This window comes from Rhizobium sp. EC-SD404 (assembly GCF_902498825.1).
Lineage (GTDB): Bacteria > Pseudomonadota > Alphaproteobacteria > Rhizobiales > Rhizobiaceae > Georhizobium.
Map to the genome: position 1 here is coordinate 2,748,746 of NZ_LR701459.1, position 22,831 is coordinate 2,771,576.

Here is a 22,831-nt window from a genome sequence, read left to right on the forward strand (position 1 = left end):
TGCATGGACGAACGCGGCGATCCGCTGCACATATCGGTTCACGAAACGATTGGGACATGCTGATCACGATGGAAAAGCAGAATGGCCTGGAAGCGGTTGAAGACCGGATCGTGCGCCGCAAGCTCTCCGATCAGGTGTTCGAACGCCTGCGTGAAATGATCGTGCGCGGGGAACTGGCAGCCGGCGATCCGATGCCGTCGGAGCGCGAACTGATGGAGCGTTTCGGTGTCGGTCGACCTGCCGTGCGCGAGGCCCTGCAGTCCATGCAGACGATGGGCCTCATCACGATTTCCCACGGCGAACGCTCGAGGGTCAGCGCGCTTTCCGCAGACATCGCGTTTCGGCAGATGGATGCGGTGGCGAGGCTGTTACTCTCCGCCTCCCCCGACAATCTGGAGCATCTTAAAGAGGCGCGGCGGCTGTTCGAACTCGGCATGGTGCGGATTGCCGCACAAAACGCCACGACCGAAGACGTCGCTGAACTGACCGATCTGATCGAGAAGCAGCGCAGCAAGATCGACGACCCGAAGGCCTTCATCCGCGCCGACATCGCCTTCCATGCCAAGATCACCCGCATGGCCGCCAACCCCATCTTTGCGGCTGTCGGCGATGCAATGCTGAACTGGCTCTTCACCTATCACACAGACCTCCTGATCTGGTCGGGCCAGGAGGAAACCACCTTGCGGGAGCATGCCGCGATCGTCGATCGCCTTGCCGCTGGCGAGGCGGATGGCGCAGCCGATGCCATGCGCAGCCATCTGGATCGTTCGGCGGCGCTTTACCGTCACCACTGAATCCTTTGGCCAAGAAATTTGTAAAGTGAATTGACTGATCTGTCCGCACACCGATAGGCTCGCGGCATTGGCAATCAGCACGGAACGCGTGGATCCCGTGCGATGATGGAGTACCATGCCTGCGGTGCTCGGCCGGGAGGACCACGAAGCGAGGAGGCCAGCCCGATGCTGGAGCAGACATCCGTGACGGCCTATGGCCATCTCATCGACGGTGAAATCATCGACAGCGCAACTGGGGGCGGCATCGACGTGCTCGATCCGTCGACGGGCAAGGTCTTTGCCCGGATCCCAAGGGGCAGCGCTGCCGATGTCGATCGCGCCGTCAAGGCCGCACGCAGCGCCTTCGAGGGTGACTGGGGCGCCAAGTCGGCACTCGAACGCGGCCGGATCCTGATGAAAGTTTCCGCGCTGATCCTCGAGAATTTCGAGGAGCTGACCGCGCTTGAATCTCGCGATACGGGCAAGCCGATGAAGCAGGCGCGCGCTGACATCACGGCGACTGCCCGCTATTTCGAGTATTACGGCTCGGCTGCCGACAAGCACCATGGCGAGACGATCCCTTACAGCAAGGGCATGACGGTGCTGGCCTTGCGCGTGCCGCACGGCGTGACAGCACACATCATTCCCTGGAACTACCCCTCCCAGATCTTCGGTCGCTCGGTCGGCGGCGCGCTTGCGGCCGGCAATGCCTGCGTCGTCAAACCGGCCGAAGACGCCTGCCTCACGCCGCTCCGGATATCTGAACTGGCACTGGAAGCCGGCCTGCCCGCAGGGGCCTTGAATGTCGTTTGCGGGCTCGGCACCGAGGCCGGCGCGGCACTCGCCCGACATCCGGGCATCAACCACATCTCCTTCACCGGCTCGCCGCAGACAGGCACGGCGGTGGCGAAGGCGGCTGCGGAAAACCATGTGCAGGTGACGCTCGAACTTGGCGGCAAGTCGCCCCAGGTGATCTTTGCCGATGCCGATCTGGACGAGGCGCTGCCCGTGATCGTCAACGCGATCATCCAGAACGCCGGCCAGACCTGCGCTGCCGGCAGCCGCGTGCTGATCGAACGCTCGATCTATGACGAGGTTCTGGCCAGGCTTTCAGAGCGCTTCTCGGCGCTGAAGGTTGGCGCCGGCGTCGACGATCTCGACTGCGGGCCCATCATCAGCGCCAAGCAGTTGGAGCGGGTCACGTCCCTGGTCGACGCGGCCTTGGCCGATGGGGCAAAGGTCGTCGCCTCCGCGAGCATGACCGAAAACGCGCCCGAGGGTGGATTCTTCTACCCGCCAATGCTGCTCGATGGGGCGGCTCCAGAAAGTCGCCTCGGCCAGGACGAGGTGTTCGGGCCAGTTCTCGCCGCCTTCCCCTTCGAAGACGAAAAAGACGCCATCCGCATCGCAAACGCGACGCCCTACGGCCTGACGGCATCCGTCTGGACCCAGGATGGCGGACGGCAGATGCGGTGCGCGCACGGCATCGAGGCGGGTCAGGTCTTCGTCAACAATTACGGCGCCGGCGGCGGCATCGAATTGCCCTTCGGCGGAATGAAGCGCTCTGGCTATGGCCGTGAAAAGGCCTTCGAAGGCATGATCAGCTTCACCACCATCAAGACGGTCGTGCTCAAGCACGGCTGATTTGGCTCGATCCCTCCCGGGACGGCGTCGCGGCTTTGGCTGCGGCGCCTTTTTGATCGATCCTGAGCGACCTCAAAAACCCGGACGGTTGCTCATCATGCGGATGCGCGCATGCTCGATATGGTTTCGCATGGCGCGCTTGGCCTTCGTGGCCGCACCGGCTTCGATATGCCGGAAGATATCCTCGTGCTCATCCCGCACCGCTTCGTTGCGCACGAAGGGCTGGAACTGCACGAGGAAGCGCATGAGATTGACCGAGCGCGTCACGTCATATTCAAGCGATTTCAGCGTCTGGACGATGCGCGCATTGCAGGTGGCCGTCGCGATCGCTTCATGAAAAGCATAGTCGTGGTGATGAAGAATGGCGTTTTGCTTCATCGCCTCATCGAACCGGTCCAGTGCGGCACGCATGCTCTCGATATCGGACGGCCCGCGCCGTTTTGCGGCGAGATAGGCGGCCTGCGGCTCGACGATCATGCGCAGTTCCATGCCTGCCAGAAGGTCGCCGATGCGTTGCAACGCGTCGCGATCCGCCTCGTCACTCGTCACGCCATCGACCCGCGCGCCGAGCGCGTTCAACACGTAATTGCCGGACCCGCGCACCGAGGAAATCAGCCCGTCGTCGCGCAGCTTGTCCAGCGCCTCGCGCAGAACCGGGCGCGACACCTCGAACTGCTTGGCGAGCTCGTTTTCGGAAGGAAGCTTGGCGCCGGCCGAGATCATGCCGGTGACGATCGCGTGGAACAGGTTTTCATATACCCGTTCGGACAGCCGCTCACCCTTGCTGTTGGGAAGATCGGCAACGACAATATCGGCGGTTCTGCTCGGCATGGAAAAGGTCTTGCTCCTGCAACAGGAATTTCCCGATCGGCGCTGCCCGTCAAGCTCAGAATTCAGCACAGATGGGCTGCTCGAAACGCTCCTCAGCCGACCGGCCGTTAGAAAGTTGTAAAACAGGTTGACTGGAAATGGGTTCAAGGTCAATGTCGAAGGCAGTGATGACTGAAACTGAGGGAGGAGAACCATGTTTCGTTTTCGCACCATCACGGCTGCTGCCGTGTTCGCCTTGTCTGCCGGCGTGGCCGGGAGTGCCGTGGCCCAGACAACCCTGAATTTTGCGCACACTACCGCGCAGGGCTCGCATTACAGCGTCGGCGTCCAGGCCTTCGGTGAGAAGCTGGCCGAATTGTCGGACGGCAAGTTCGAAATCCGTGAACAGGCCGCCGGTGCGCTCGGCGGTGAGCGCGACATGATCGAAGGCCTGCAGATCGGCTCGGTCGAACTCGTCTATTCCTCGACCGGCCCGCTCGGCAATTTCGCGCCTGAAACGCTGGTGCTCGACCTGCCCTTCCTCTTCAAGGATTACGCTTCCGCGCGTTCGATCCTCGATGGCGAAATCGGCGACGAGCTTCTCGAAGCGGTCAACGCACAAGGCCTCGTCGCGCTGGCATGGAGCGAGAACGGCTTCCGCCACATCACCAATTCCAGCCGCGCGATCGATGCACCGGAAGACCTCAACGGCCTGAAGATCCGCACCATGGAAAACAGCGTGCACATGGAAGCCTTTACGGCTGCCGGCGCATCGCCGACACCCATGGCGTTTCCGGAAGTCTTCGCAGCCCTGCAGCAGCGCGTGATCGACGGGCAGGAAAATCCGATCCCGATCATCACCTCCGCCAATATGTGGGAAGTCCAGGACCACCTCACGCTGACCGGCCACGTCTATTCGCCGGCCATCATCATCGCGTCGCCGAGCCTGTGGGACTCGCTGTCGGATGAGGAAAAGGCATGGTTCGAGGAAGCTGCCGATACGGCTGTGGCCGCGACCCGGGCCAAGGTCGAGGCAGACGAACAGACCGGCGTTGCGATGCTGCGCGAGCGCGGCATGGAAGTGATCGAGGAAGTGGATCAGGCACCGTTCCGCGAAGCCGTCGCGCCCGCCTATGACACCTTCGTCGGCCAGTATGGCGACGAGATGCTGAAGCGCATCCAGGCAGCGCAGGAATAACCCATCGACATCGAAACGGTGTGTGAACGGCCGCGTCTGCGGCCGTTCCTCACGGAGCTCGTCCCATGCAGTGGTTTCTCGCAATCGAGCGGCGGCTGACGCGCGTCGCGCTGGATCTCGCGATCCTCGCGCTCGCACTCGTCGTAGCGCTGGCATTTTACCAGGTCGTGACCCGCTTTGTGTTCGGCCACCCCTCCGCATGGTCGGAAGTGGCTGCCCGCTCGGCCATGATCTGGATGGTCTTCCTCGGATTTGCCGCAGCGTTCCGCCAGGGCACGATGATTGCGGTCGATTTCCTGGTCGATATTAGCCCGCAAATGTTTCGGCGGGTGCTTTACGTCGTGATTCTCATTGCCTCGCTGATCTTCCTCGCCATCCTCATCTGGTACGGCTGGGGCATGACGATGCGGGTGCGCAGCCAGAACTTGGCCGGCCTGCAGGTCACGATCGCCTGGGTCTATGCAGCGCTTCCCGTCGGATCGGCACTCGCGACGCTCGGCGTCATCGCGCGGTTCATCGAAGTCTGGAACGAACCCGACACAACGACCAAGGGCGAGCTCAAGGATGTGGAGGGTGCCATATGAACGCCGCCCTCGCCTTCTCGCTGATCACGCTCTTTGCGCTTGCCGTGCCGATCGGCGTCTCGCTGGTGCTGGCAAGTGCCTTCGGCATCCATTTCTTCTCGACGGTGCCGCTGCTCCTGGTAGCGCAGCGGGTGTTCACGAGCCTGGATTCCTTTCCGCTCCTGGCCGTGCCGCTCTTTATTCTGTCCGGCAACCTCATGGCTGCCGGCGGCATCTCCGAACGCCTCGTCGATCTTGCAAAGTCCATCGTCGGCGGCATCCAGGGCGGGCTTGCCTGCACCTGCGTCATCACCTGCATGATCTTCGCCTCGGTCTCCGGCTCTTCCGTCGCCACTACCTTCGCGATCGGCGTCATCCTGATCCCGGCCATGGTCAAGCACGGTTATCCTGTCGGCACGGCAGCCGCGATCCAGGCGTCGTCGGCGGAACTCGGCGTGCTCATTCCGCCTTCCATTCCGCTCATCCTTTATGGCGTTGCCACGGAAACATCGATCGGCCAGCTCTTCCTGGCAGGCATCGGCCCTGGTCTGCTCGTTGCGACGGCACTGTTCATCTACTTGCTCGTGCTCTGCCGCATCAAAGGCTACGGCAAGGACGACGGGCTCGACAGCCAGCCTTTCTTCAGGGCGCTGCGCCGCTCCTTCTGGGCGATCCTCATGCCCTTCATCGTGCTCGGCGGCATCTATGGCGGCATTTTTACGCCGACCGAGGCGTCGGCTGTGGCGGTGGTCTACGCTCTGGTCGTCGGCATGTTCGTCTACCGCGTGCTGACCTTCCGCAAGATCCACGACGCGCTGCGCTCGTCGGCGATTTCGTCCACGGTCATCATGATCATCATCGCCGGCGCTGGTCTCTTCTCGTTCCTCATCACAAGAAGCGGCCTCCCCTCCATCGTTGCGGAATGGGTGCAGGAGGTTTTCACAAACAAGTGGAGCTTCCTCCTCGCGGTCAACGTCTTCCTGTTCATGGTCGGGATGTTCATCGAAACGTCGGCGGCGATCCTCGTGCTTGCTCCTCTGCTTGCCCCAATCGCGATCGCCTATGGCGTCGATCCGGTCCATTTCGGACTGATCATCGTCGTCAACCTGGCGCTCGGCATGATCACGCCGCCGGTGGGGGTCAACCTCTTCGCGGCCTGCGCGGTCGCCCGCATATCCCTGCAGACGATCATTCCGCCGCTTGTGCCGATGGTTCTGGTCGTGATGGGCTGCGTGCTGCTTGTCACCTACGTCCCCTTCATCTCTTTGGGACTTGTGGAATTGTTTTACCGCTGACCATCGCGACGACGTAAATGGAGGAGACCAACATGAAACTGAAAGACAAAGTCGCACTGGTGACCGGAGCCGGCGGCGGCTACGGCGAAGGCATCGCGCATTATTTCGCCCAGGAAGGTGCGAAAGTGCTCGTCGTGGATATCCGCGCCGAAGCTGCCGAAAAGGTCGCTGCCGCGATCGGCGAAAATGCCTCCGCCTTCACGGCCGACGTGACGAAGAGCGACGACACCAAGGCGATGATCGACGCGGCCGTCGAGCGCTTCGGCAAGCTCGACATCATCGTCAACAATGCGGGCACAACCCACAAGAACCAGTCGATGCTGAATGTCGATGAGGCGACGTTCGACAAGGTCTATGCGGTCAACGTGAAGTCGCTCTATCACGCGGCGATCCACGGTGTGCCGGTGCTCGAAAAGAACGGCGGCGGCGTCATCATCAACATCGCCTCGACCGCCGGTGTGCGCCCGCGCCCGGGCCTTGTCTGGTACAACGGCTCGAAGGGTGCGGCAATCTCGATCACCAGGTCGATGGCCGTCGAACTCGCCGATCGCAAGATCCGCGTCTGCGGCGTCAATCCGGTGATGGGCGAAACCGGGCTGACCGATCAGTTCCTGCCGGGCGACGATACGCCCGAGACCCGCGCCAAGGTCATTGCCGGCATTCCGCTTGGCCGCCTGTCCCGTCCGCTCGATATCGCCAAGGCCTGCGGTTTTCTCGCCTCCGACGAAGCCGAATTCATCACGGGCGTCTGCCTGGAAGTCGATGGCGGCCGCTGCATCTAGTCATTTTTGATTGGGAAGGCTGTTCAGTCGGGCAGCCTTCCTTTGCTTTTCTGGAGTTCGATCGACATGGGCGAATGCCTCATCATCGGCGGAGCCGGCATGCTGGGCCTCAGGCTGGCAAAGGCGCTCGCGGCCAAGGGCACAATCGGCGGCAAGCCACTCGATGCCATCACGCTGTTCGATGTGGTCGAGGCGCCAACCATCGAGGCAGCGATCAAGGTCTCTACCAAGACCGGTGACCTGACGACACCCGGTGCGGCAGACGCGCTCATCGCGAGCCGGCCGGCGACCATCTATCACCTTGCCGCCATCGTTTCAGGTGAGGCAGAGCGCGATTTCGACAAGGGCTACCGCATCAATCTCGACGGTACGCGGCATCTGTTCGAGGCGATCCGGCAAGAGCATTTGCGCTCCGGCTACTGCCCGCGCGTCGTCTTCTCCTCCTCGCTCGCCGTCTTCGGCGCACCCCTGCCCGACGTGATCGGCGACGACCAGGTCCTGACCCCGATGTCGAGCTACGGCACGCAAAAGGCGATCGGCGAGTTGCTGCTGGCGGATTACACGCGCCGCGGTTTCATGGATGGCATCGGCATCCGCCTGCCGACCATCTGCATTCGGCCCGGCAAGCCGAATGCGGCCGCCTCCGGCTTCTTCTCCAACATCCTGCGCGAGCCGCTGGTGGGCGAACAAGCGGTGCTGCCCGTTTCACCGGATGTGCGGCACTGGTTTGCGAGCCCCCGCGCCGCGATCGGCTTCCTGGTCCATGCCGGCGATATTGCCGCGGACAAGATCGGCACGCGCCGCAACCTCACCATGCCTGGCGTGACGGCAACGGTCGCCGAAGAAATCGAGGCGCTGCGGCGCGTTGCGGGTGATGCCGCCGTCGCCCGCATTCGCCATGAGCCGGACGCGGCGATCGATGCGATCATTTCCACGTGGCCGAAAGCCTTCGACGCCACGCGGGCGATCGAGCTCGGATTTACGCCGGACATTTCGTTCGATGCGATCCTCGATGCCCACATCGCCGACGAAAAGATCGAGCTGTCCGCATGAGCAGCGTCCTTCTGGTTGGCCTCGGCGCCATGGGCTTCGGCATGGGCCAATCGCTGTTACGCGCCGGCCATGACGTTTGCGGCCACGATATCGATCCCGATGCCATGGCGCGCTTCTCCTCCGAGGGCGGCAGGATCGCGGAGCTCGACGATGCGGCAAATGAAGCCGACATCGCCGTTCTCGTCGTGGTCAACGCGGTGCAGACCGAGGCGATCCTCTTTGGCGATAATGGCATCGCTCAAAACTTGACCCAAGGCGCCGTCGTCGTCTCCTGCGCGACCTTTGCGCCCGATCATGCGATCGACTTCGAGGCGAGGCTGGCCGAACGCGGCATTTATTATCTCGATGCGCCAATCTCCGGTGGGTCGGCCCGGGCGGCGCAGGGCAAGCTCTCCATCATGGCGGCCGGCAGCGCCGATGCCTTCGCCAGCGCCCGCCCGGCGCTCGACGCGATGGCGGAGACCGTCTTCGAGCTCGGCGACAAAGCCGGTTCCGGGTCCGCGATGAAGATCGTCAACCAGTTGCTGGCCGGCATCCATGTGGTCTCGACCGCGGAGGCGATGGCGTTCGGCATCGGTCAGGGGATCGATCCGCACCGCATGATCGAGGTCATCTCGCGCTCGGCGGGCTCGTCCTGGATGTTCCAGAACCGCGCGCCGTACATCGCCGACGGTGATTACCGACCGCATTCGGCCGTCGACATCTTCGTCAAGGATCTCGGCATCGTGCGCGACATGGCGGAGGCGGCCGGCCTTTCGGTGACGCTCGCCGATGCCGCGCTCAGCCGGTTCGCGGAAGCAAAGGAAGCAGGCTTTGGCCGAATCGGCGATGTCGCGGTTGCCAAGCTTTATGCGCGAGAGGGCGGGATCGTCCTGCCCGACGAGACGACGAAGGACTGACCATGCTGCTCGGCTGCATCGGCGATGATTTCACCGGCTCCTCCGACCTCGCCAACACGCTCGTCAAGAACGGCATGCGCACCACGCAATATTGCGGCCTGCCGGAGACCAGTGCCGAGCCGAATGTCGAAGCAGGCGTCGTCGCGCTGAAGACGCGCAGCATCCCGGTCGAGGAAGCCATCCGGCAATCCTTGCAGGCACTGGAGTGGCTGCAAAACCAGGGCTGTACGCAGTTCCTGTTCAAATATTGCTCGACATTCGATTCGACGCCCGAAGGCAATATCGGCCCGGTCGCCGAGGCGCTGGCCGAACGGTTGGACGCCCGCAAGGTCATCGTCTGCCCCGCCTTTCCCGGCGCCGGGCGAACGCTCTATCAGGGCCATCTCTTCGTGGAGGACCGGCTGCTGAGCGAATCCGGCATGGAAAACCATCCCCTGACGCCGATGACCGATCCGGACATCCGTCGCTGGCTCGGCCTGCAGGCGAAGGGCAGCGTCGGCCATGTTTCCTACCTGGACGTCGCAAATGGCGCCGAAACGATCGCCACGGCGCTCGACCGTGAAGACGAGGCCGGCCACCGTCTCGTTGTCGTCGACGCGCTGACCGACCAGGATTTGATGGCAATCGGTGCGGCGGCGCATGATATTCCGCTACTGACCGGCGGTTCCGGCATTGCGACAGGATTGCCCGGCAACTTCCGCAAGCGCGGTCTTCTGGCCGATTCGCGCGAAGCGTGGGACGGCGTGGACGGTCCGGCCGTCATTCTCTCCGGGTCCTGCTCCAACGCCACGCGACGCCAGGTCGAGCGGCACCGGCAGACCCACCCCGCCTTCGAAGTGACCGCCGACGCCGTCATGGACGGAAGTGTTGACGTCGAAGCACTGGTAGAATTCGTGGACATGCATCGCGATGCCGTGCCGCTGGTCTATTCGTCTGCCGATCCCGCGACTGTGAAGGCCGCACAGGCGCGCCACGGCTCCGAACGGCTTGCCCAGGCAATCGAGACGCTATTTTCAGATCTCGCCGGTGCACTCGCGACAAGAGGTTTCACCCGCATCGTTTCGGCCGGCGGCGAGACCTCGGGCGCGGTGGTTCACGGGCTCGGCATCGATGCGCTGCAGATCGGCCCCGAGATCGATCCCGGCGTTCCGGCAATGCGCGTAACTGGAAAGCCGCTTGCGGTGGCGCTGAAATCGGGCAATTTCGGAGCGGACGACTTTTTCGACAGGGCCGTTGCGGCGTTGGGAGCCCAAGCATGAGCAGCGAGGAGGTGAAAGCGCGCGAACTCGTCTGCACGCTAGCACGGTCGCTCTTCGAACGCGGCTTGACCGGTGGCGCTTCGGGCAACATTTCGATGCGGCTTGACGATGGCGGCTTGTTGGTGACACCGACCGGCAGTTCCATGGGGCGGCTCGATCCCGCGCGCCTCTCACGCTTCGACGCGGCCGGAACGCTCGTATCCGGCGACCAGCCGACGAAGGAAATGGCGCTGCACAGCGCCTTCTATGAAACGCGCGGCGCGAAGACCGGCGCGGTCGTGCATCTCCATTCAAGCCATTCAGTCGCGCTCTCCATGCTGCCGGAGACGAACCCGGACAACGTGCTGCCACCGCTGACGCCCTATTCGATCATGCGGCTCGGGAAGGTGAAACTGCTTCCCTATTTCCGCCCCGGCGACGCCGCCATGGGCGCGGCGATCCGCGGCCTCGCCGGCAAGCGCAGCGCCGTGTTGCTCGCCAATCATGGCCCGGTTGTCGCCGCCAAGGACCTCGAGGCCGCCGTCTACGCCATGGAAGAGCTGGAGGAAACCGCCCGCCTTGCACTTCTGACGCGCGGCATGAACCCGCGCCTGCTCGACGACAATGAAATCCGCGACATCGTCGACACGTTCGACGTCGAGTGGGATTGAGGGTTCACGCCATGCCCCTCGCCTTTTCCGCCAATCTCGGCTTCCTCTTCACCGAACACGCCTTGCCGGATGCGGTGCGCGCGGCAAGCCGTGTGGGCTTCAAGGCCGTTGAATTGCATTGGCCCTATGCGACGCCTGCCGCAGACCTGCGCGCGGCGCTCAACGAAACCGGGCTGCCGGTTCTCGGTCTCAACACGGTACGCGGCGATCTGGGCAAAGGTGAATTCGGCCTCGCCGCAATGCCCGGCCGCGAAACCGATGCGCGCGCAGCCATCGATGACGCGATCGCCTATGCGCAGGCGATCAGGGCACAGAACGTTCATGTCATGGCCGGTCGTGCCGAGGGCGAAGACGCCGAGCGAACCTTTGCGGACAACCTTGCCTATGCCTGCACGGCGGCTGACGCCCATGGCATCGGCATTCTCATCGAGCCGCTCAACACACGCGACGTGCCCGGCTATTTCCTGACGGATATTGCGCACGCTGAGACGATCATCGACCGCGTCGCAGCGCCCAATCTCCGCATTATGGCCGATTGCTACCACATGCAGATCATGGGCGGCGATCTCCTGACGCGGCTGACGCATCACCTACCCAAAATCGGCCACATCCAGTTTGCCGCCGTCCCCACCCGCACCGAGCCCGACCATGGGGAGGTCGATTTTCCATGGCTGTTGAAGGCGCTTGGCGAGGCCGGCTACCATCGCCCGTTCGGCGCGGAATACAAGCCGCGGGGTCGAACAGAGGACGGGCTGGGGTGGATGGCGGGGTTTTAAGGCGACAGCCCAGACGAGCGGTGTGGCTCTGACCCCTCAGCGAGCTGGCGCGAAATAGCTCCGGCGAACGACGTGCGAGCCGGCGCTGAGTCCGCAGGTGAAATTCTTTAATGCCTCCCGCCTTAAACTGCTGTCGCCACATCGGGAGCATACAGCAGTGCATGAGTTTCTGGCCGGTGAATTCGACGAAGCGGCTGCGCTGCGCCGGCGCGTGGCCACGCAGAATGCGCTGATCGCCGAGCAGGAACGGGACCTCGCCCACTTCCGCAAAATCTTCAAGCGTGCTTCCGAGGCGGCGCAGATCGGCGTTTGGGAATGCGAACTCGCCGACAATTCGCTGCGCTGGTCCGATGTCGTCTACGATATTTTCGATCTGCCGCGGGGCTCGATGCCGACGCGCGAGGCCACACTCGCACTTTACACGCCAGCCTCCCGCGCGGAGTTGGAGCGCCGGCGCAGCCAGGCGATCGCAGAGCGCTCCTCCTTCACCTTCGACGCCGAGATCGTCACCGCCAAAGGCGTACAAAAATTCATGCGCATCACCGCGCAGGTCGAAAGCGAGCGTGGCGTTGCGGTCCGCATCTTCGGCATGAAGCAAGACATCACCGCCGAGAAGCGCGCCGTCGACCGCCTGCGTCGACTCGCCGCCTTCGACCAAATGACCGGGCTGCCGAACCGCGCGCAGTTTCAGGATAGGCTTTTCGAACAAGCCGAAGCCAACGCGCTCGCCGCGCTGCTGCTGATTGATCTCGACGGCTTCAAGCAGGTCAATGACAACCACGGTCACATGGCGGGCGACGCCTGCCTACGGGAAGCCGCAGCGCGATTGCTGGAGACATGCGCCTCGGCCGATCTCGTCGCGCGGATCGGCGGCGACGAATTTGTGGTGCTGGTCGCAGGCGGCGTCAATCTCGAGAAGATCTCCGAACTCGCCCGCGCGATCAACCTCGCGATGGCCGAGCCGTTTCTCCTCGACGGGAACAGCCACGCGCTCGGCGCTTCGGTCGGTATCGCACTTGCGGACGGCACCCACCCGGCGGATCTCTTCGCGAATGCCGACACTGCGCTCTATGCGGCCAAGTCCGGCGGGCGCGGCACATTCCGATTCTTCAAAGGCCAAGCAGCCGCACAGCGCGACAGCGCAGCAGCTTAATCGAACGAGGACCGAAGCCCGCCACCGTGAGCGAGGTGACGCCTTGCCCATGGCGCGATGCGACATGAGCGGAAAAACCGCCAGCAAGACCGCCTTCCTGATCCGGAATGCAGCCGCCATCAGCAGTCAGAAAATCTGTGTCGATGGAGGTGTGAAGCCCGCTATTCGAAGGAAATGGCGCACCCGACAAGATTCGAACTTGTGACCTCTGCCTTCGGAGCTGGCCTAATGGCCTTTCCGAAGTGCGCGACAGAGCGCGACGGAGCACGATAAAGTTCTGTTTCACATAGACTTTCTGAATCGGCGCTCCGAAGTCTCTATCCCGCGACAACCCCGGAATTTGCTCCCGAGTGCTTACGTGGTGCTTACGTGAAATCCGGGTCCGACAGGGACCGAGACGATGGCGAAGATCACGAAACGAACCGTAGACGGCGCCGAGCCGCAGACCAAGGACTACATCATCTGGGACGATGAACTGCCTGGCTTCGGGCTTCGGGTCTTTCCGTCAGGCAAGCGCAGCTACGTCATTCAGTATCGCGCGCGAGGGCGGTCACGCCGCTATGCGATTGGGTTGCACGGGGTGTGGACACCGGAGACTGCCCGCCGCGAAGCGAAGGTCCGTTTAGGTGATGTCGCCCAGGGCGATGACCCCGCAGCTGAGCGGGAGGAAGAGCGGCGGGCGGTGACGGTCCGAGAACTGTGCGAGCAGTACATCGCCGATATGGAGGCAGGCCTTGTTCTCGGAAAAGGTGGTCGCCCCAAAAAGGCGACCACAGTTTCGACCGATGTCGGCCGCATCCGCCGGCACATCATCCCCTTGCTCGGTACGCAGAGGATCAAGGACATCACCAAGCCGGACATGAACAACCTTATGAAAGATATTATCGCTGGGAAGACCCGCGTCGTGATGAAGACGGAGAAGCTGCGCGGCAAGGCGATCGTGCGCGGCGGCCGCGGCACGGCGATACGCACGATGGGCCTTCTCGGCGGCATCTTCAGCTACGCAATCGAAGCGGGGATCATCGACCAGAACCCGACGCACGGCCTGAAGAAGCCGAGATACAGAGTGCGGGACCGGCGATTAAGCGAGGCGGAGTACCGGACGCTCGGCCGCATTCTCAAGGAGGTCCAGCATGATACCCACTACGGCATCCACGCCGAGATCCTGCGCCTTATTGCGCTCACCGGCTGCAGGCGTGGCGAGATCATCGGTCTTCGCTGGAGTGAAGTCGATATCGAGGGCAGTTGCCTACGGTTGAAGGACAGCAAGGAAGGCGCTTCTGTCCGCCCCGTCGGTCTCCCGGTCATCGATTATCTCGAAACCGCCCGCCTCAAAAGGGAGGGAACGTTTGTGTTCCCTGGCCAGGGAGAAGACAACGCCGTCGGAAACTTTCCCCAGAGCTGGAAGAAGCTCTTCGCCGAGACGCCGCTTTGGGATGTGACGCCCCACGTTCTGCGGCACAGCTTCGCCAGCATCGCCAACGACCTTGGCTTCACCGAAATCACCATCGCCGCGCTCATCGGGCACGCCAAAGGTTCTGTCACGAGCAAATACGTCCACACACTGGATTCAACGCTGATCATGGCCGCCGACACGGTGTCGGGCTATCTGAAGGCTCTTTTGGAAGGGGGCGAGTTCACCCGAAACACTTACACTCTCGACCGTCAGGCACGGCGGACCGCGATTAACGACATGCTCGCCGAGGCGCGTCCATGCACCTAATCAACGTTCTCGATGCCTAGATTGATAGATCACCAACCGTCATCGTTGAAAGCTGGGCACGGCCTAGCCGTCAGATATGACGGATGACGACATATTGCGGGCTCGGCCGACTATCCGCTCTGCAAAAGACTTCTGAGGTTTGAGATGATCCGGCGGCGGACATCCTCCGCCGGTGTTTCGACAAGCTCAGAGATCATCTCGACGGCGCGGCCAACATCGCCTGGTTCGATCGGCTTGTCACCACGCGCAACGAATGGGCCATCCGTTTCAGTGAGCAGGCGGTTAAGCGGGATCTCCTGTATCAACCGCTTTCCGCTCGCGCTAGCGAGCATTCCCTCGTTGACTGAAAAGAAGCAACCTCTGTCGACGGCCCTGCGGACATCTGATTTGCTGCCGGTGAACCAGTGAAGCACCACCCCTGCTCGGTCAGGAGGCAAGTGCTCTTCGAGCATATCCAGAACCGGTTTGGTTGCTCTCACACTGTGGAGACTCAGAATCTTGTCGCCATGCTCGGCGCACGCGTTGAGGATGCGTTCAAAAATTGCCGTCTGCAGTTCGAAGGAGCGGTAGTGAGCAGGTCCGCGGTCGAGCCCGATCTCGCCGACATAACGCGCCCTTTCCAATAGCTTCTCGAACAGACCAATCTCGGAATGTCGCTCAGAGACGAGTTGCGGGTGGAGGCCCAGTCCGACCCTAACGAAGTCGCTATTCGACGATAGTTCGACGTTCCGTTCGAAGGCCTTCGGCGTCGTGGTGACAGCCAAGGTCGCAACACGATTGCGGTCACAGGCCGCGATCGCCTGGCCGAGGTCGGGGTAGAGGTCTAAGTGCGTGTGGAAGTCCACGTAGGCCGGTCGCATTGTCAGCCGCCCGGCCGCGTTCGCACGTCGTTCAAGAGTTCCGAGACCTCGAGGACGCCACGTCTAAAGACATCAGCGTAGTCAGGAATCTCATCCGGATAGTCGATGAGCGGCCCCGGCTTGTGGACCAGTATCTTCGCGAGACTCGGCTTCGCCCTGATCCGTTTGGCCATGAGTTGGAATGATCGGACATGCTCCCCCTCGGGCTGGTCAGACGCGAGAACGTGCTTGTTGAGTTCCTCGACCGTATACAGGGTCCCGTCTTTGCCATCGAGGCCGGCGGCGAGCGAGGCTCTGCGGATCAGACACGGCACGCAGTAGCCGCAATGGCGCGGCGACAGCTTCTTGTAACGGGCCTTCGCCGGGGAGGAACACGACATGGAGTTCGCGACGATCTTCTCGAGAAAGGGTCTATCCGCACATTTCGTGACCATCTCACCCTTGGTCATATGTCGATAGGGGTTACCAAGCTCGACCTTAAGGCCAATGGAATCGATCATTCTCTGCATGCTTGCGACGAAATGCGGATGGGCGGTTCTTGTGCTGAGCGCGCCGAATCGCAACGGGTCCAGCGGAACGTTGAGCGCGATCAGCCCATTCTCCGGGATGTCTACGGCCGTGCGCCCTTTGATGGCCGAGGCGGCAAGCGTCGCAAGTGCGTAGAAGAGGAAGGACCGTCCGCGCTGAGTGTTCTCGGTTTCTCCGGTCGAGAGATGGTTCTTGTCGAAGCCAAGGCGCACGCGAAGGCTCTTGAACGCCTCCTTGCCAAACCGGTTCTCGAGTCGATCCAAGATGTACGATTGGGCTTTCGCTGTTTCGCTGTCCCAGTAGTGGCTGACGAAAAGTGGTCGGTCGCCCTCGACGAGGAGATCGATCGCGCCGACCAAGCTGTCCAAGCCGCCGGAAAGGAGGCTGACCTTGGTCAGCCCGTCGATGGCCAACCGCTTCGGGGCGAGCGTCAGCGTTTGGGTGCGCTTTGTCCGGTTTCGGAAGAAAACGCGCCACCGATCCCCGGTGAGGAAGCGGAGCATCGCCCCGATGGACTCGGCACTCGGAGCCCATGCGTCGGCGGCGGACACCGGCACGTATAGATCGATTTCCCGGGTCCAACCGTCCTGAGCGTTGAGCTTGCGCGAAACCCGCGTGTCACCCGCGTTGACGAGGGCCGCGAGGACGACGAGGTCGACGCCCCGCTCCGATGGTTGCAGCCCCAACGAGGCGAGCTGGTCCAGGGCATGGCCGATCCCGAACCCCATGCGCTGGTCGCCGTCGAGGAAATCGATTTCGAATACGTCTGAATCGGCCTGGACGGGCCTGACCTTGGCCTTGTCGTCTGGTCCGAGCCTGCCGATCAGACTGAAACGTCTCATTCGTCGTCTCCCAAGGCTTCGATTAGGTCCAGAGCGGCGGCATAGAGGTCGTCCACGAAGCGATCGACGGCTCCTGCATCGAGGTCATCGAGATCGGTTGCACGCGCATCGAATTGGTCCCGAACACAGCCTTCGACGAAGTCGTGTAGCATAGCTTGTGCCCGTTCGACCCCGCCGATGTCGGAGGGAGCGGCGATGGCGTTGGTCCCGACTTCGTTGAGTATCTTGCCTTCGATGGAGCGACTGACCACCCCGATGAAGAACTCGCGCAGATCGTCGGCCGATAGCTGATCGAAATTGCCGACGCCGGAGGCTGCAAGATCTGCGACCGTCTCCAGCATGGCGTCTCGCGCAATCGCTTCGTCGATCGTGCCGCCCGCTGGACAGAGCATGTCCGTCAGGGCGACGAATACCTGCTCCGCCGGAGCGCCGGCCATGCCCTCCAGGTTGAAGCGCCTCAGCGCCTCCGTCGGGCCTTGGTTCGCGAAGTTCCTCGCGAGGCCGGCGACACCGCCCGCCACGGCGCGGGAGTTCGGCATCCGGCTCGCCGCCGCTCGGCCCCCTCCGCTGGCGCGCACATAGCCACCAGCGCCCCGCCGCAATGCGCCAGCGTCGGAGGCGCGAGCACCCCTGGTCATGTTGCCTCGAGCACCACCCAGCCCTGAGCTTGCCGGCACCGCGGATATTGGTGGGTAGGGCTGCCTAGAATCTGGACGAGTCGGAGCCGTTGAGTCGTCGCCATCCTGACCAATTGCATCCCCACCATCGGCGCCGTCATCGGGCTCGTCGCCGCCTGGCGCCGCCGCTGGCGGGGAAGCTGGTTCATCAACCCAGCTCGGAACAAGACCGTTCTTGGAGCCACCGAATGTTCCCGACGTCCCCATCAGTCACGCTTCCGCTTGCCGGTGAGTTTCATCGCTGCGCCGGCAGCCGCTTTCAGCTTCCGGTTTTCCTCTTGCTCGGCCCATCCCCTGAGTGTGACCGCCATGTCGGACACGACGTCCACCTCGCTGAAAACCGAGACCCAGCCGCTGACCACCCATGGACCGAGTTTTGAGACCGGAAGATCTTGCAAGAACGAAAGCAACGGGCGCTGCAGAAAGGGATGCTGGCGCGCGACCTCCGCCAAACCCTTCACGCCGGGCGGTTCCTGGCTGAGGTTCTCCGCGTCCCTGATCTTGGCGCGCAACGCGTCGAAAACTTGCTCCGCCTCGATCGTCTGGAGTCTGGCGACTTCCGCTGCGGCCTGCTTCACTTGGAGAGACGATCCCTGAAGTTTCACGATGAGTTCCTCGAGTTCGCCGAGCGACGTCACCGCACCGAAAACGCTCCGGCGATCGCGAGTCACGAAGACGTAAGGCCTGAGGTCGTTCTCGGCGAGCGGCGGGTCGATCGCTGCCCATTGCTTCGCCCATTCGAGGTTTGGCCAATCGGGTAGCGACGGCGTCTCCGAAGGCGCCTGGGTTTTCTCGTCCGCCGACTTCGTTTCCAGATCGGGAGGCGGGCTCGCCACGACCGCTTCGAGCGCCGCGAGTTCCTCGGACGCACCGGTGCTCGCTGATCCACGTGCCATCGCGTCGTAGAGCTCCGGCGCGAAGCGCTCCGCGAGCATGATCTTGGCGAGCACGGCAACGTTGATCTCGTCGCCAAACCCGCGCTCCTCCGCGATCGCCAGTCTCAGCATCATCGTGTTGATGAACCGCTTGATCTGCCTTGGATTGCCACGGGCGCCGTCTGCCAGTATCGGGGCAATCCGTCCGGCCAGCTCCATCGCCCGTTCAACCTCCGCGGGGACGCCGCCCAAGGCCTTTTCGACCGTCTTCCGGTCAAGGCCTGGTCCTTTCCACGGCCGGCGCAAGACTTCTCGCGCAAGCTCGGCGAGCTTCTGGAACTCGTCGGACGTCTCGCCATGAACGTTCAACACCAATAGCAATGTCACGTAGATCCGGGTCTCGGCGTAACCCAGGGAGGGCAGACGGAACGGGACCTGGATGAGTTTCTCGAGATAGTTTCGCGCATAAGTGGCCGGTCCCGTCGCCACGGGGAGATCGGGGAAGTGCTGCCGCACCGCGTACTCGATCATTCCCTCGTCCGCCGCGATGACAAAGGCCGCACGAGGGACGAACAGAAACAGCCTGATGGCCTCGAGCGTCTCGATGGCCGTGTCGGGTAAACAGCGATCAAGATCGTCGACGAGGACGATCAGCCGATCGATTTCCGCGTCCTGGAGGAGCTTCGCGAACTCGTCCCTGAACGCGTGCATCTGTTCGGGCGCACTATCTTCCGCGACCTCGCGAAGAAACTCGTCCGAGCCCTCGACCAACGCGGCGAGGGCCTCGGGCGACACCTTCTCAGCGCCCTTGCCGACAAGACTACGCGCAGCCGCGCCCAGGTCCTTGATCGTGTCCGGATGCGGGATGCCGGTCGCCAAGGTCAGACCGTAAGCGCCAGCCTTTCGTGCGAGCTTCATCCAATCGACCCGACGCAAAACCTTCTTTGCCTGCTCCGCGACCTTCTTTGAGGTCGGCCTCTTGCGACGCAGCTCCTCGACGATCGTCTCGATCAGAACGGCCTTTGCGTCTTCGAAACCCTGAAACAGCCATCCGTTGAAGCGCACGCAAAGGACGCGGTCATCCTCCTTGAACGCTTCCTCCACCATCATCAGGACACTGGATTTGCCCGCGCCCCAGTCACCGTGAACACCCACGCTCAGGGGCTCGTCCGATTTCTCACTGACCAGACGGACCACGGTCCGGGCGATTGCCTCGTAGTAAAGGAGGTCGACGGCTGTTTCGTTGTCCGCAACGATCATGCCGTGGTCACCCGACTCAGAAATACTTGCAGAGGCCGCAAAGCGAATGCCGCTCGATGTTGATATCTGGTTTTTGCGCCGGCATGAACGATCATTCGTCTTCGTCTTTGTTTTCGGTGTCTGTTTCTATTGCGATTTTGGCATGCGGCATCAAGAAGTCGCATAGTGAAGCGAGGACTTGAACAAAAGGCCCCGGGTCCACAGCGACGTTCTCGACGAAGGTGTGCCACTGCTTCTGTTTCTGCTCGTCATCCGCAAATGCGGGCGTGAGTGCGTCGGGCGGCTCGGTCGGGAGCGCTGTTCCGCGCCGCGCGAATGTCGCAGCGATCGCGCGTGCGAGCCGGTCATCATCGAAGCTGAAAGACTGGCTCAGGACCCAGACATCGTAGAAATCCTTCATCCGGCTGTTCGCCCGGCCCAACGCCACCATCGCCTGGAATTTCTCGGCAATCACCGTCTCGCGCGCATACGCGCGCAATCTCGGCGCCGGTAGATCGAGCATGACGGGATACTCAACGATCTCTGCGCCCGGTTCGAGCGCGTCACCGAAACCGATATCGATCGTCAAGTTGATCCGCGCGCCGCCGACCGACGCGAGCGCGCGGAGGCGCAAGCCGCCATACTCCAACTCCTCGCGGATACGGTCGACCCGCAAGGTGTCCGGATCGAACACGACGCCGTCATCGACATCCTGGGCGAGGATGTCCCGGAACGTGGCCAGCATCGCCTCCTCACCCGGATCCCCGAAACCGAGCAGGTCCAGATCGCGCGTTCCGCGGTGCGGATCGTCGAACCAGCTCATCATCAGCATCGCGCCCTTGAGGACGAAGCGGTCGGCGTGAGGTGACGTGCTGAGCCTGTAGAGCAGTCGTTCCAGCGCGAAGCGCGTGAGGACGAGGTCGAAACTCTGCCCGCGCTCCTTCGAGAGTTTCAGGAGCCGCCCGCGCACCGAGGCGCCAAGGTTCTTGATCTCCCTAGCCATTGGCGGTGAGCGCCTCGATATAGGGACGGATCACAGTGGAGACCCCGCCTTTGTCAGCAGCCCGCATGATCTGGGCCGGCGTCGATTTGCGCTGGCGCAGGGCCTCCTGCAGACCCTCGATCGCAACGTTCAGACCCACCTTGCTTCGGTGCCGGAAACAGTCGGCGACGCTCTTCGCGACGCCGAACACCTTGACCGGCGCCCCTTCGATCACGTGGGTTTCGATATCGTCGGCCAGCAGATCGTCTGCAAATCGCAGCACGCGGATCGGCATGTCGCTCGGCTTCGGCGTCCAGTCGTTCCGGCCGATCGCCATCCACACCTTCTTCGGAAGCTGGTCGGTGATCTCGTGAAAGGCGAGAGCAGAGACCAGGCAGACCACGCCTTTCGGAAATCGCTTGGCCGCTTCTGCTAGGCTGTGGTTTGCGTCCAGCTCCGCGTCCGGAAGCTGGTAGAGTCCGCGCGCGAGGCGGACGACCTCGCCATCCCTCTCCATGCGACTGACGGTTGCGGCCGTAATCCCGGCCTCCTTCAGCTCGGCGAGTCGCATGAGACCATGGGCCGCGAGGAGATCGCGGGCCTTCTCGCGCTGAGATGGGTCTGCGGACATCGATACTTTCTCTCGCACCTTGAGGTCTATGGTGCGAGGTTTCGTATCACATCCAATAATTTAGGGGAAGTGATGCACAGGACCGAGCCAACCCCCCGCCAATTGGAAGCCAAGCTCCCGCTGATTGGCATCTCACAGACTGCGGAGCGCATGAGGGGAAAGCCTTCCCCTGCGGCCGAGCCTGCCGTCTCGCCCGACCCCTTCTGCGGGGAGACCCTGCAACGCCCCCTTTAGAGTGAGAGGCCGCGGCTGTCGCCGTGACGGGTTTGGAGGTCGAGAGAGAGGCTCTCGGACCGCCCGTCCTGGAGATCAGCCATGACTGCAATCGAGATCATGAACGGCCGCCCCGAAAGCGGCGGCTACAAGGTTGACGCGTCCCGCGGCGGGCACAACGGGCGGGTATCGTCCGAATGGTTTTCCCGCCCCGACGACGAGAAGTACCTTTCCCTCGCGGACCTCTACGCCTCGATAAAGGGTCGCGCCGAGCGGAGCCAAACGCGCACGGTCGAGAGCGCGGCGATCCGGGTCGAGGCCCATCGCGACGATCCGGAGCGGCTCGCGCTCATCCTCCCCCACGCAGACGCGCCGGTCGCGCCGACCCATTGGAGCTTCGGCCAGCTCGCCAGCCTCGTTGGCGCCCCGGCGGCCTATCTACGCCAGCTTCCCGCGCCGCTCGCCGGCATCAATCTCCAATACGGCCTCACCAACCACCGCGCCGAGCAGGTGAAGACGATGGAGGTCGCGAACGGCCGCACCGAGCTGCGCGCCGTGACCGGCCCGGACTATGGCCGCATCTATGACCACGAACTGGTCGCGGCGGTGCAGCGCATCGCGGGCGACGGTGTCGGCGACACGCGCTGGAAAGTGCCGGGCGTGCTCGACTGGTCGACCGGGATCTACAACCCCATGGTCGACGTCACCAAGGATACAACCACGCTCTATGCCTCGGATCGCGACGTCTTCCTCTTCCTGGTCGACGACATGAACCCGATCGAGGCGGGCAAGCTTCCGGACGGATCGCCCGATCTCTATTTCCGCGGCTTCTATTGCTGGAACTCGGAGGTCGGCGCGAAGACACTCGGCATCGCCAGCTTCTATCTCCGCGCCGTCTGCCAGAACCGCAATCTCTGGGGCGTGGAGGATTTTCAGGAGATCACGATCCGGCATTCCAAATACGCCGCCAACCGCTTCGCACACGAGGCGGCGCCGGCGCTCGCGACCTTCGCCGACTCCTCGCCGCGGCCGTTCATCGAGGGCATCCACGCCGCCCGCGAAAGGATCGTCGCCCGCAGCGACGACGACCGCGTCGACTTCCTGAAGAAGCGCGGCTTCTCGAAAGCGGAGACGGCCAAGATCGTCGAGACGGTCCTCGCCGAGGAAGGCCGTCCGCCGGAGAGCGTGTTCGACTTCGTCCAGGGCATCACCGCCGTCGCGCGGTCCAAACCGCAACAGGACGCGCGCCTCGCCATGGAGACCCGCGCCAAGGCGCTGCTGGAGCGCGCGGCCTGAAAGGCTCCGCTCCGCCAGACCGTGGACCCCGGCCCATCGCTCCTTAGAGGGAGAGGTGGGCCGTGGTTTTCGTGACGGGTTTGGAGGCCCGAGAGAGTGTCTCTTGGCCG

21 protein-coding genes are annotated in these 22,831 nt (G+C 62.9%); 14 read left to right on the plus strand and 7 right to left on the minus strand.

Annotated elements, in window-relative coordinates:
* Positions 1-56: 56 nt before the first annotated feature.
* Both nanR and GC125_RS14070 read left to right on the plus strand, forming a co-directional pair.
* Entirely contained in the window at positions 57-794 is a 738-nt protein-coding gene (gene nanR, locus GC125_RS14065; RefSeq protein WP_286165519.1) for a transcriptional regulator NanR, read from the plus strand.
* A 165-nt stretch (positions 795-959) separates the two neighbouring features.
* Positions 960-2,417: an aldehyde dehydrogenase family protein gene (locus tag GC125_RS14070; protein ID WP_151986216.1), complete on the plus strand. Its 1,458-nt coding sequence runs from the start codon at positions 960-962 to the stop codon at positions 2,415-2,417.
* A 72-nt stretch (positions 2,418-2,489) separates the two neighbouring features.
* Here GC125_RS14070 and GC125_RS14075 read toward each other — a convergent pair whose 3' ends face one another.
* Entirely contained in the window at positions 2,490-3,248 is a 759-nt protein-coding gene (locus GC125_RS14075) for a FadR/GntR family transcriptional regulator (RefSeq protein ID WP_151986217.1), read from the minus strand.
* Positions 3,249-3,441: 193 nt separating this feature from the next.
* On the opposite strand from GC125_RS14075, the gene GC125_RS14080 reads away from it, so the two are divergent.
* The 11 genes from GC125_RS14080 (at position 3,442) to GC125_RS14130 (ending at position 14,578) form a co-directional block, all read left to right on the plus strand.
* Positions 3,442-4,425 (plus strand): TRAP transporter substrate-binding protein, encoded by a 984-nt coding sequence (locus GC125_RS14080; RefSeq protein WP_151986218.1) that lies wholly within the window; start codon positions 3,442-3,444, stop codon positions 4,423-4,425.
* Between the two features lie 65 nt (positions 4,426-4,490).
* Positions 4,491-5,009 (plus strand): TRAP transporter small permease, encoded by a 519-nt coding sequence (locus GC125_RS14085; RefSeq protein WP_151986219.1) that lies wholly within the window; start codon positions 4,491-4,493, stop codon positions 5,007-5,009.
* On the plus strand, positions 5,006-6,283 hold the full coding sequence (locus GC125_RS14090) for a TRAP transporter large permease (RefSeq protein ID WP_151986220.1): 1,278 nt from the start codon (positions 5,006-5,008) through the stop codon (positions 6,281-6,283). Before GC125_RS14085 ends, GC125_RS14090 begins: the two co-directional genes overlap by 4 nt.
* A 32-nt stretch (positions 6,284-6,315) precedes the next feature.
* On the plus strand, positions 6,316-7,065 hold the full coding sequence (locus GC125_RS14095; RefSeq protein ID WP_151986221.1) for a glucose 1-dehydrogenase: 750 nt from the start codon (positions 6,316-6,318) through the stop codon (positions 7,063-7,065).
* 66 nt (positions 7,066-7,131) lie between these two features.
* On the plus strand, positions 7,132-8,118 hold the full coding sequence (denD, locus tag GC125_RS14100) for a D-erythronate dehydrogenase (RefSeq protein WP_151986222.1): 987 nt from the start codon (positions 7,132-7,134) through the stop codon (positions 8,116-8,118).
* Positions 8,115-9,017 carry an L-threonate dehydrogenase gene (gene ltnD, locus GC125_RS14105; RefSeq protein WP_151986223.1) on the plus strand — a complete coding sequence of 301 codons (903 nt, stop codon included), beginning with the start codon at positions 8,115-8,117 and terminating at the stop codon, positions 9,015-9,017. The genes denD and ltnD overlap by 4 nt, the downstream gene beginning before the upstream one ends.
* Before the next feature lie 2 nt (positions 9,018-9,019).
* On the plus strand, positions 9,020-10,276 hold the full coding sequence (otnK, locus tag GC125_RS14110; RefSeq protein WP_151986224.1) for a 3-oxo-tetronate kinase: 1,257 nt from the start codon (positions 9,020-9,022) through the stop codon (positions 10,274-10,276).
* The gene (gene otnC / locus GC125_RS14115; protein WP_151986225.1) at positions 10,273-10,926 is read left to right on the plus strand and encodes a 3-oxo-tetronate 4-phosphate decarboxylase; all 654 of its coding nucleotides are present in this window, start codon (positions 10,273-10,275) and stop codon (positions 10,924-10,926) included. Before otnK ends, otnC begins: the two co-directional genes overlap by 4 nt.
* Positions 10,927-10,937: 11 nt before the next feature.
* Positions 10,938-11,702: a hydroxypyruvate isomerase family protein gene (locus GC125_RS14120; protein ID WP_151986226.1), complete on the plus strand. Its 765-nt coding sequence runs from the start codon at positions 10,938-10,940 to the stop codon at positions 11,700-11,702.
* 157 nt (positions 11,703-11,859) lie between these two features.
* Positions 11,860-12,855: a diguanylate cyclase domain-containing protein gene (locus GC125_RS14125; RefSeq protein ID WP_151986227.1), complete on the plus strand. Its 996-nt coding sequence runs from the start codon at positions 11,860-11,862 to the stop codon at positions 12,853-12,855.
* Positions 12,856-13,255: 400 nt separating this feature from the next.
* The gene (locus tag GC125_RS14130) at positions 13,256-14,578 is read left to right on the plus strand and encodes a tyrosine-type recombinase/integrase (protein WP_151986228.1); all 1,323 of its coding nucleotides are present in this window, start codon (positions 13,256-13,258) and stop codon (positions 14,576-14,578) included.
* Between the two features lie 110 nt (positions 14,579-14,688).
* On the opposite strand, the gene qatD is transcribed toward GC125_RS14130, so the two are convergent.
* The 6 genes from qatD to GC125_RS14160 form a co-directional block, all read right to left on the minus strand.
* A complete protein-coding gene (gene qatD, locus GC125_RS14135; RefSeq protein WP_151986229.1) occupies positions 14,689-15,438 on the minus strand; it encodes a Qat anti-phage system TatD family nuclease QatD in 750 nt (249 codons plus the stop codon).
* A 2-nt stretch (positions 15,439-15,440) separates the two neighbouring features.
* Positions 15,441-16,808: a Qat anti-phage system QueC-like protein QatC gene (qatC, locus tag GC125_RS14140; RefSeq protein WP_151986230.1), complete on the minus strand. Its 1,368-nt coding sequence runs from the start codon at positions 16,806-16,808 to the stop codon at positions 15,441-15,443.
* Entirely contained in the window at positions 16,805-17,446 is a 642-nt protein-coding gene (gene qatB / locus GC125_RS14145; RefSeq protein WP_151986231.1) for a Qat anti-phage system associated protein QatB, read from the minus strand. Before qatB ends, qatC begins: the two co-directional genes overlap by 4 nt.
* 245 nt (positions 17,447-17,691) lie before the next feature.
* Positions 17,692-19,620 carry a Qat anti-phage system ATPase QatA gene (qatA, locus tag GC125_RS14150; protein ID WP_151986232.1) on the minus strand — a complete coding sequence of 643 codons (1,929 nt, stop codon included), beginning with the start codon at positions 19,618-19,620 and terminating at the stop codon, positions 17,692-17,694.
* A 91-nt stretch (positions 19,621-19,711) separates the two neighbouring features.
* Positions 19,712-20,602 (minus strand): nucleotidyl transferase AbiEii/AbiGii toxin family protein, encoded by an 891-nt coding sequence (locus GC125_RS14155; RefSeq protein WP_151986233.1) that lies wholly within the window; start codon positions 20,600-20,602, stop codon positions 19,712-19,714.
* A complete protein-coding gene (locus tag GC125_RS14160) occupies positions 20,595-21,212 on the minus strand; it encodes a type IV toxin-antitoxin system AbiEi family antitoxin domain-containing protein (RefSeq protein WP_151986234.1) in 618 nt (205 codons plus the stop codon). The genes GC125_RS14155 and GC125_RS14160 overlap by 8 nt, the downstream gene beginning before the upstream one ends.
* Positions 21,213-21,527: 315 nt before the next feature.
* On the opposite strand from GC125_RS14160, the gene GC125_RS14165 reads away from it, so the two are divergent.
* Positions 21,528-22,721: a DUF932 domain-containing protein gene (locus tag GC125_RS14165; RefSeq protein WP_151986235.1), complete on the plus strand. Its 1,194-nt coding sequence runs from the start codon at positions 21,528-21,530 to the stop codon at positions 22,719-22,721.
* Positions 22,722-22,831: the final 110 nt, after the last annotated feature.

Bases quoted from the DNA above. Each gene is read 5' to 3' on its own strand.
- GC125_RS14130 (WP_151986228.1), top strand. From the start codon at position 13,256: ATGGCGAAGATCACGAAACGAACCGTAGACGGCGCCGAGCCGCAGACC.
- otnC (WP_151986225.1), top strand. From the start codon at position 10,273: ATGAGCAGCGAGGAGGTGAAAGCGCGCGAACTCGTCTGCACGCTAGCA.
- qatA (WP_151986232.1), bottom strand. From the start codon at position 19,620: ATGATCGTTGCGGACAACGAAACAGCCGTCGACCTCCTTTACTACGAG.
- GC125_RS14095 (WP_151986221.1), top strand. From the start codon at position 6,316: ATGAAACTGAAAGACAAAGTCGCACTGGTGACCGGAGCCGGCGGCGGC.
- GC125_RS14075 (WP_151986217.1), bottom strand. From the start codon at position 3,248: ATGCCGAGCAGAACCGCCGATATTGTCGTTGCCGATCTTCCCAACAGC.
- qatD (WP_151986229.1), bottom strand. From the start codon at position 15,438: ATGCGACCGGCCTACGTGGACTTCCACACGCACTTAGACCTCTACCCC.
- GC125_RS14120 (WP_151986226.1), top strand. From the start codon at position 10,938: ATGCCCCTCGCCTTTTCCGCCAATCTCGGCTTCCTCTTCACCGAACAC.
- ltnD (WP_151986223.1), top strand. From the start codon at position 8,115: ATGAGCAGCGTCCTTCTGGTTGGCCTCGGCGCCATGGGCTTCGGCATG.
- GC125_RS14080 (WP_151986218.1), top strand. From the start codon at position 3,442: ATGTTTCGTTTTCGCACCATCACGGCTGCTGCCGTGTTCGCCTTGTCT.
- GC125_RS14155 (WP_151986233.1), bottom strand. From the start codon at position 20,602: ATGGCTAGGGAGATCAAGAACCTTGGCGCCTCGGTGCGCGGGCGGCTC.
- qatB (WP_151986231.1), bottom strand. From the start codon at position 17,446: ATGACCAGGGGTGCTCGCGCCTCCGACGCTGGCGCATTGCGGCGGGGC.
- GC125_RS14085 (WP_151986219.1), top strand. From the start codon at position 4,491: ATGCAGTGGTTTCTCGCAATCGAGCGGCGGCTGACGCGCGTCGCGCTG.
- otnK (WP_151986224.1), top strand. From the start codon at position 9,020: ATGCTGCTCGGCTGCATCGGCGATGATTTCACCGGCTCCTCCGACCTC.
- GC125_RS14165 (WP_151986235.1), top strand. From the start codon at position 21,528: ATGACTGCAATCGAGATCATGAACGGCCGCCCCGAAAGCGGCGGCTAC.
- qatC (WP_151986230.1), bottom strand. From the start codon at position 16,808: ATGAGACGTTTCAGTCTGATCGGCAGGCTCGGACCAGACGACAAGGCC.
- nanR (WP_286165519.1), top strand. From the start codon at position 57: ATGCTGATCACGATGGAAAAGCAGAATGGCCTGGAAGCGGTTGAAGAC.
- GC125_RS14160 (WP_151986234.1), bottom strand. From the start codon at position 21,212: ATGTCCGCAGACCCATCTCAGCGCGAGAAGGCCCGCGATCTCCTCGCG.
- GC125_RS14070 (WP_151986216.1), top strand. From the start codon at position 960: ATGCTGGAGCAGACATCCGTGACGGCCTATGGCCATCTCATCGACGGT.
- GC125_RS14090 (WP_151986220.1), top strand. From the start codon at position 5,006: ATGAACGCCGCCCTCGCCTTCTCGCTGATCACGCTCTTTGCGCTTGCC.
- denD (WP_151986222.1), top strand. From the start codon at position 7,132: ATGGGCGAATGCCTCATCATCGGCGGAGCCGGCATGCTGGGCCTCAGG.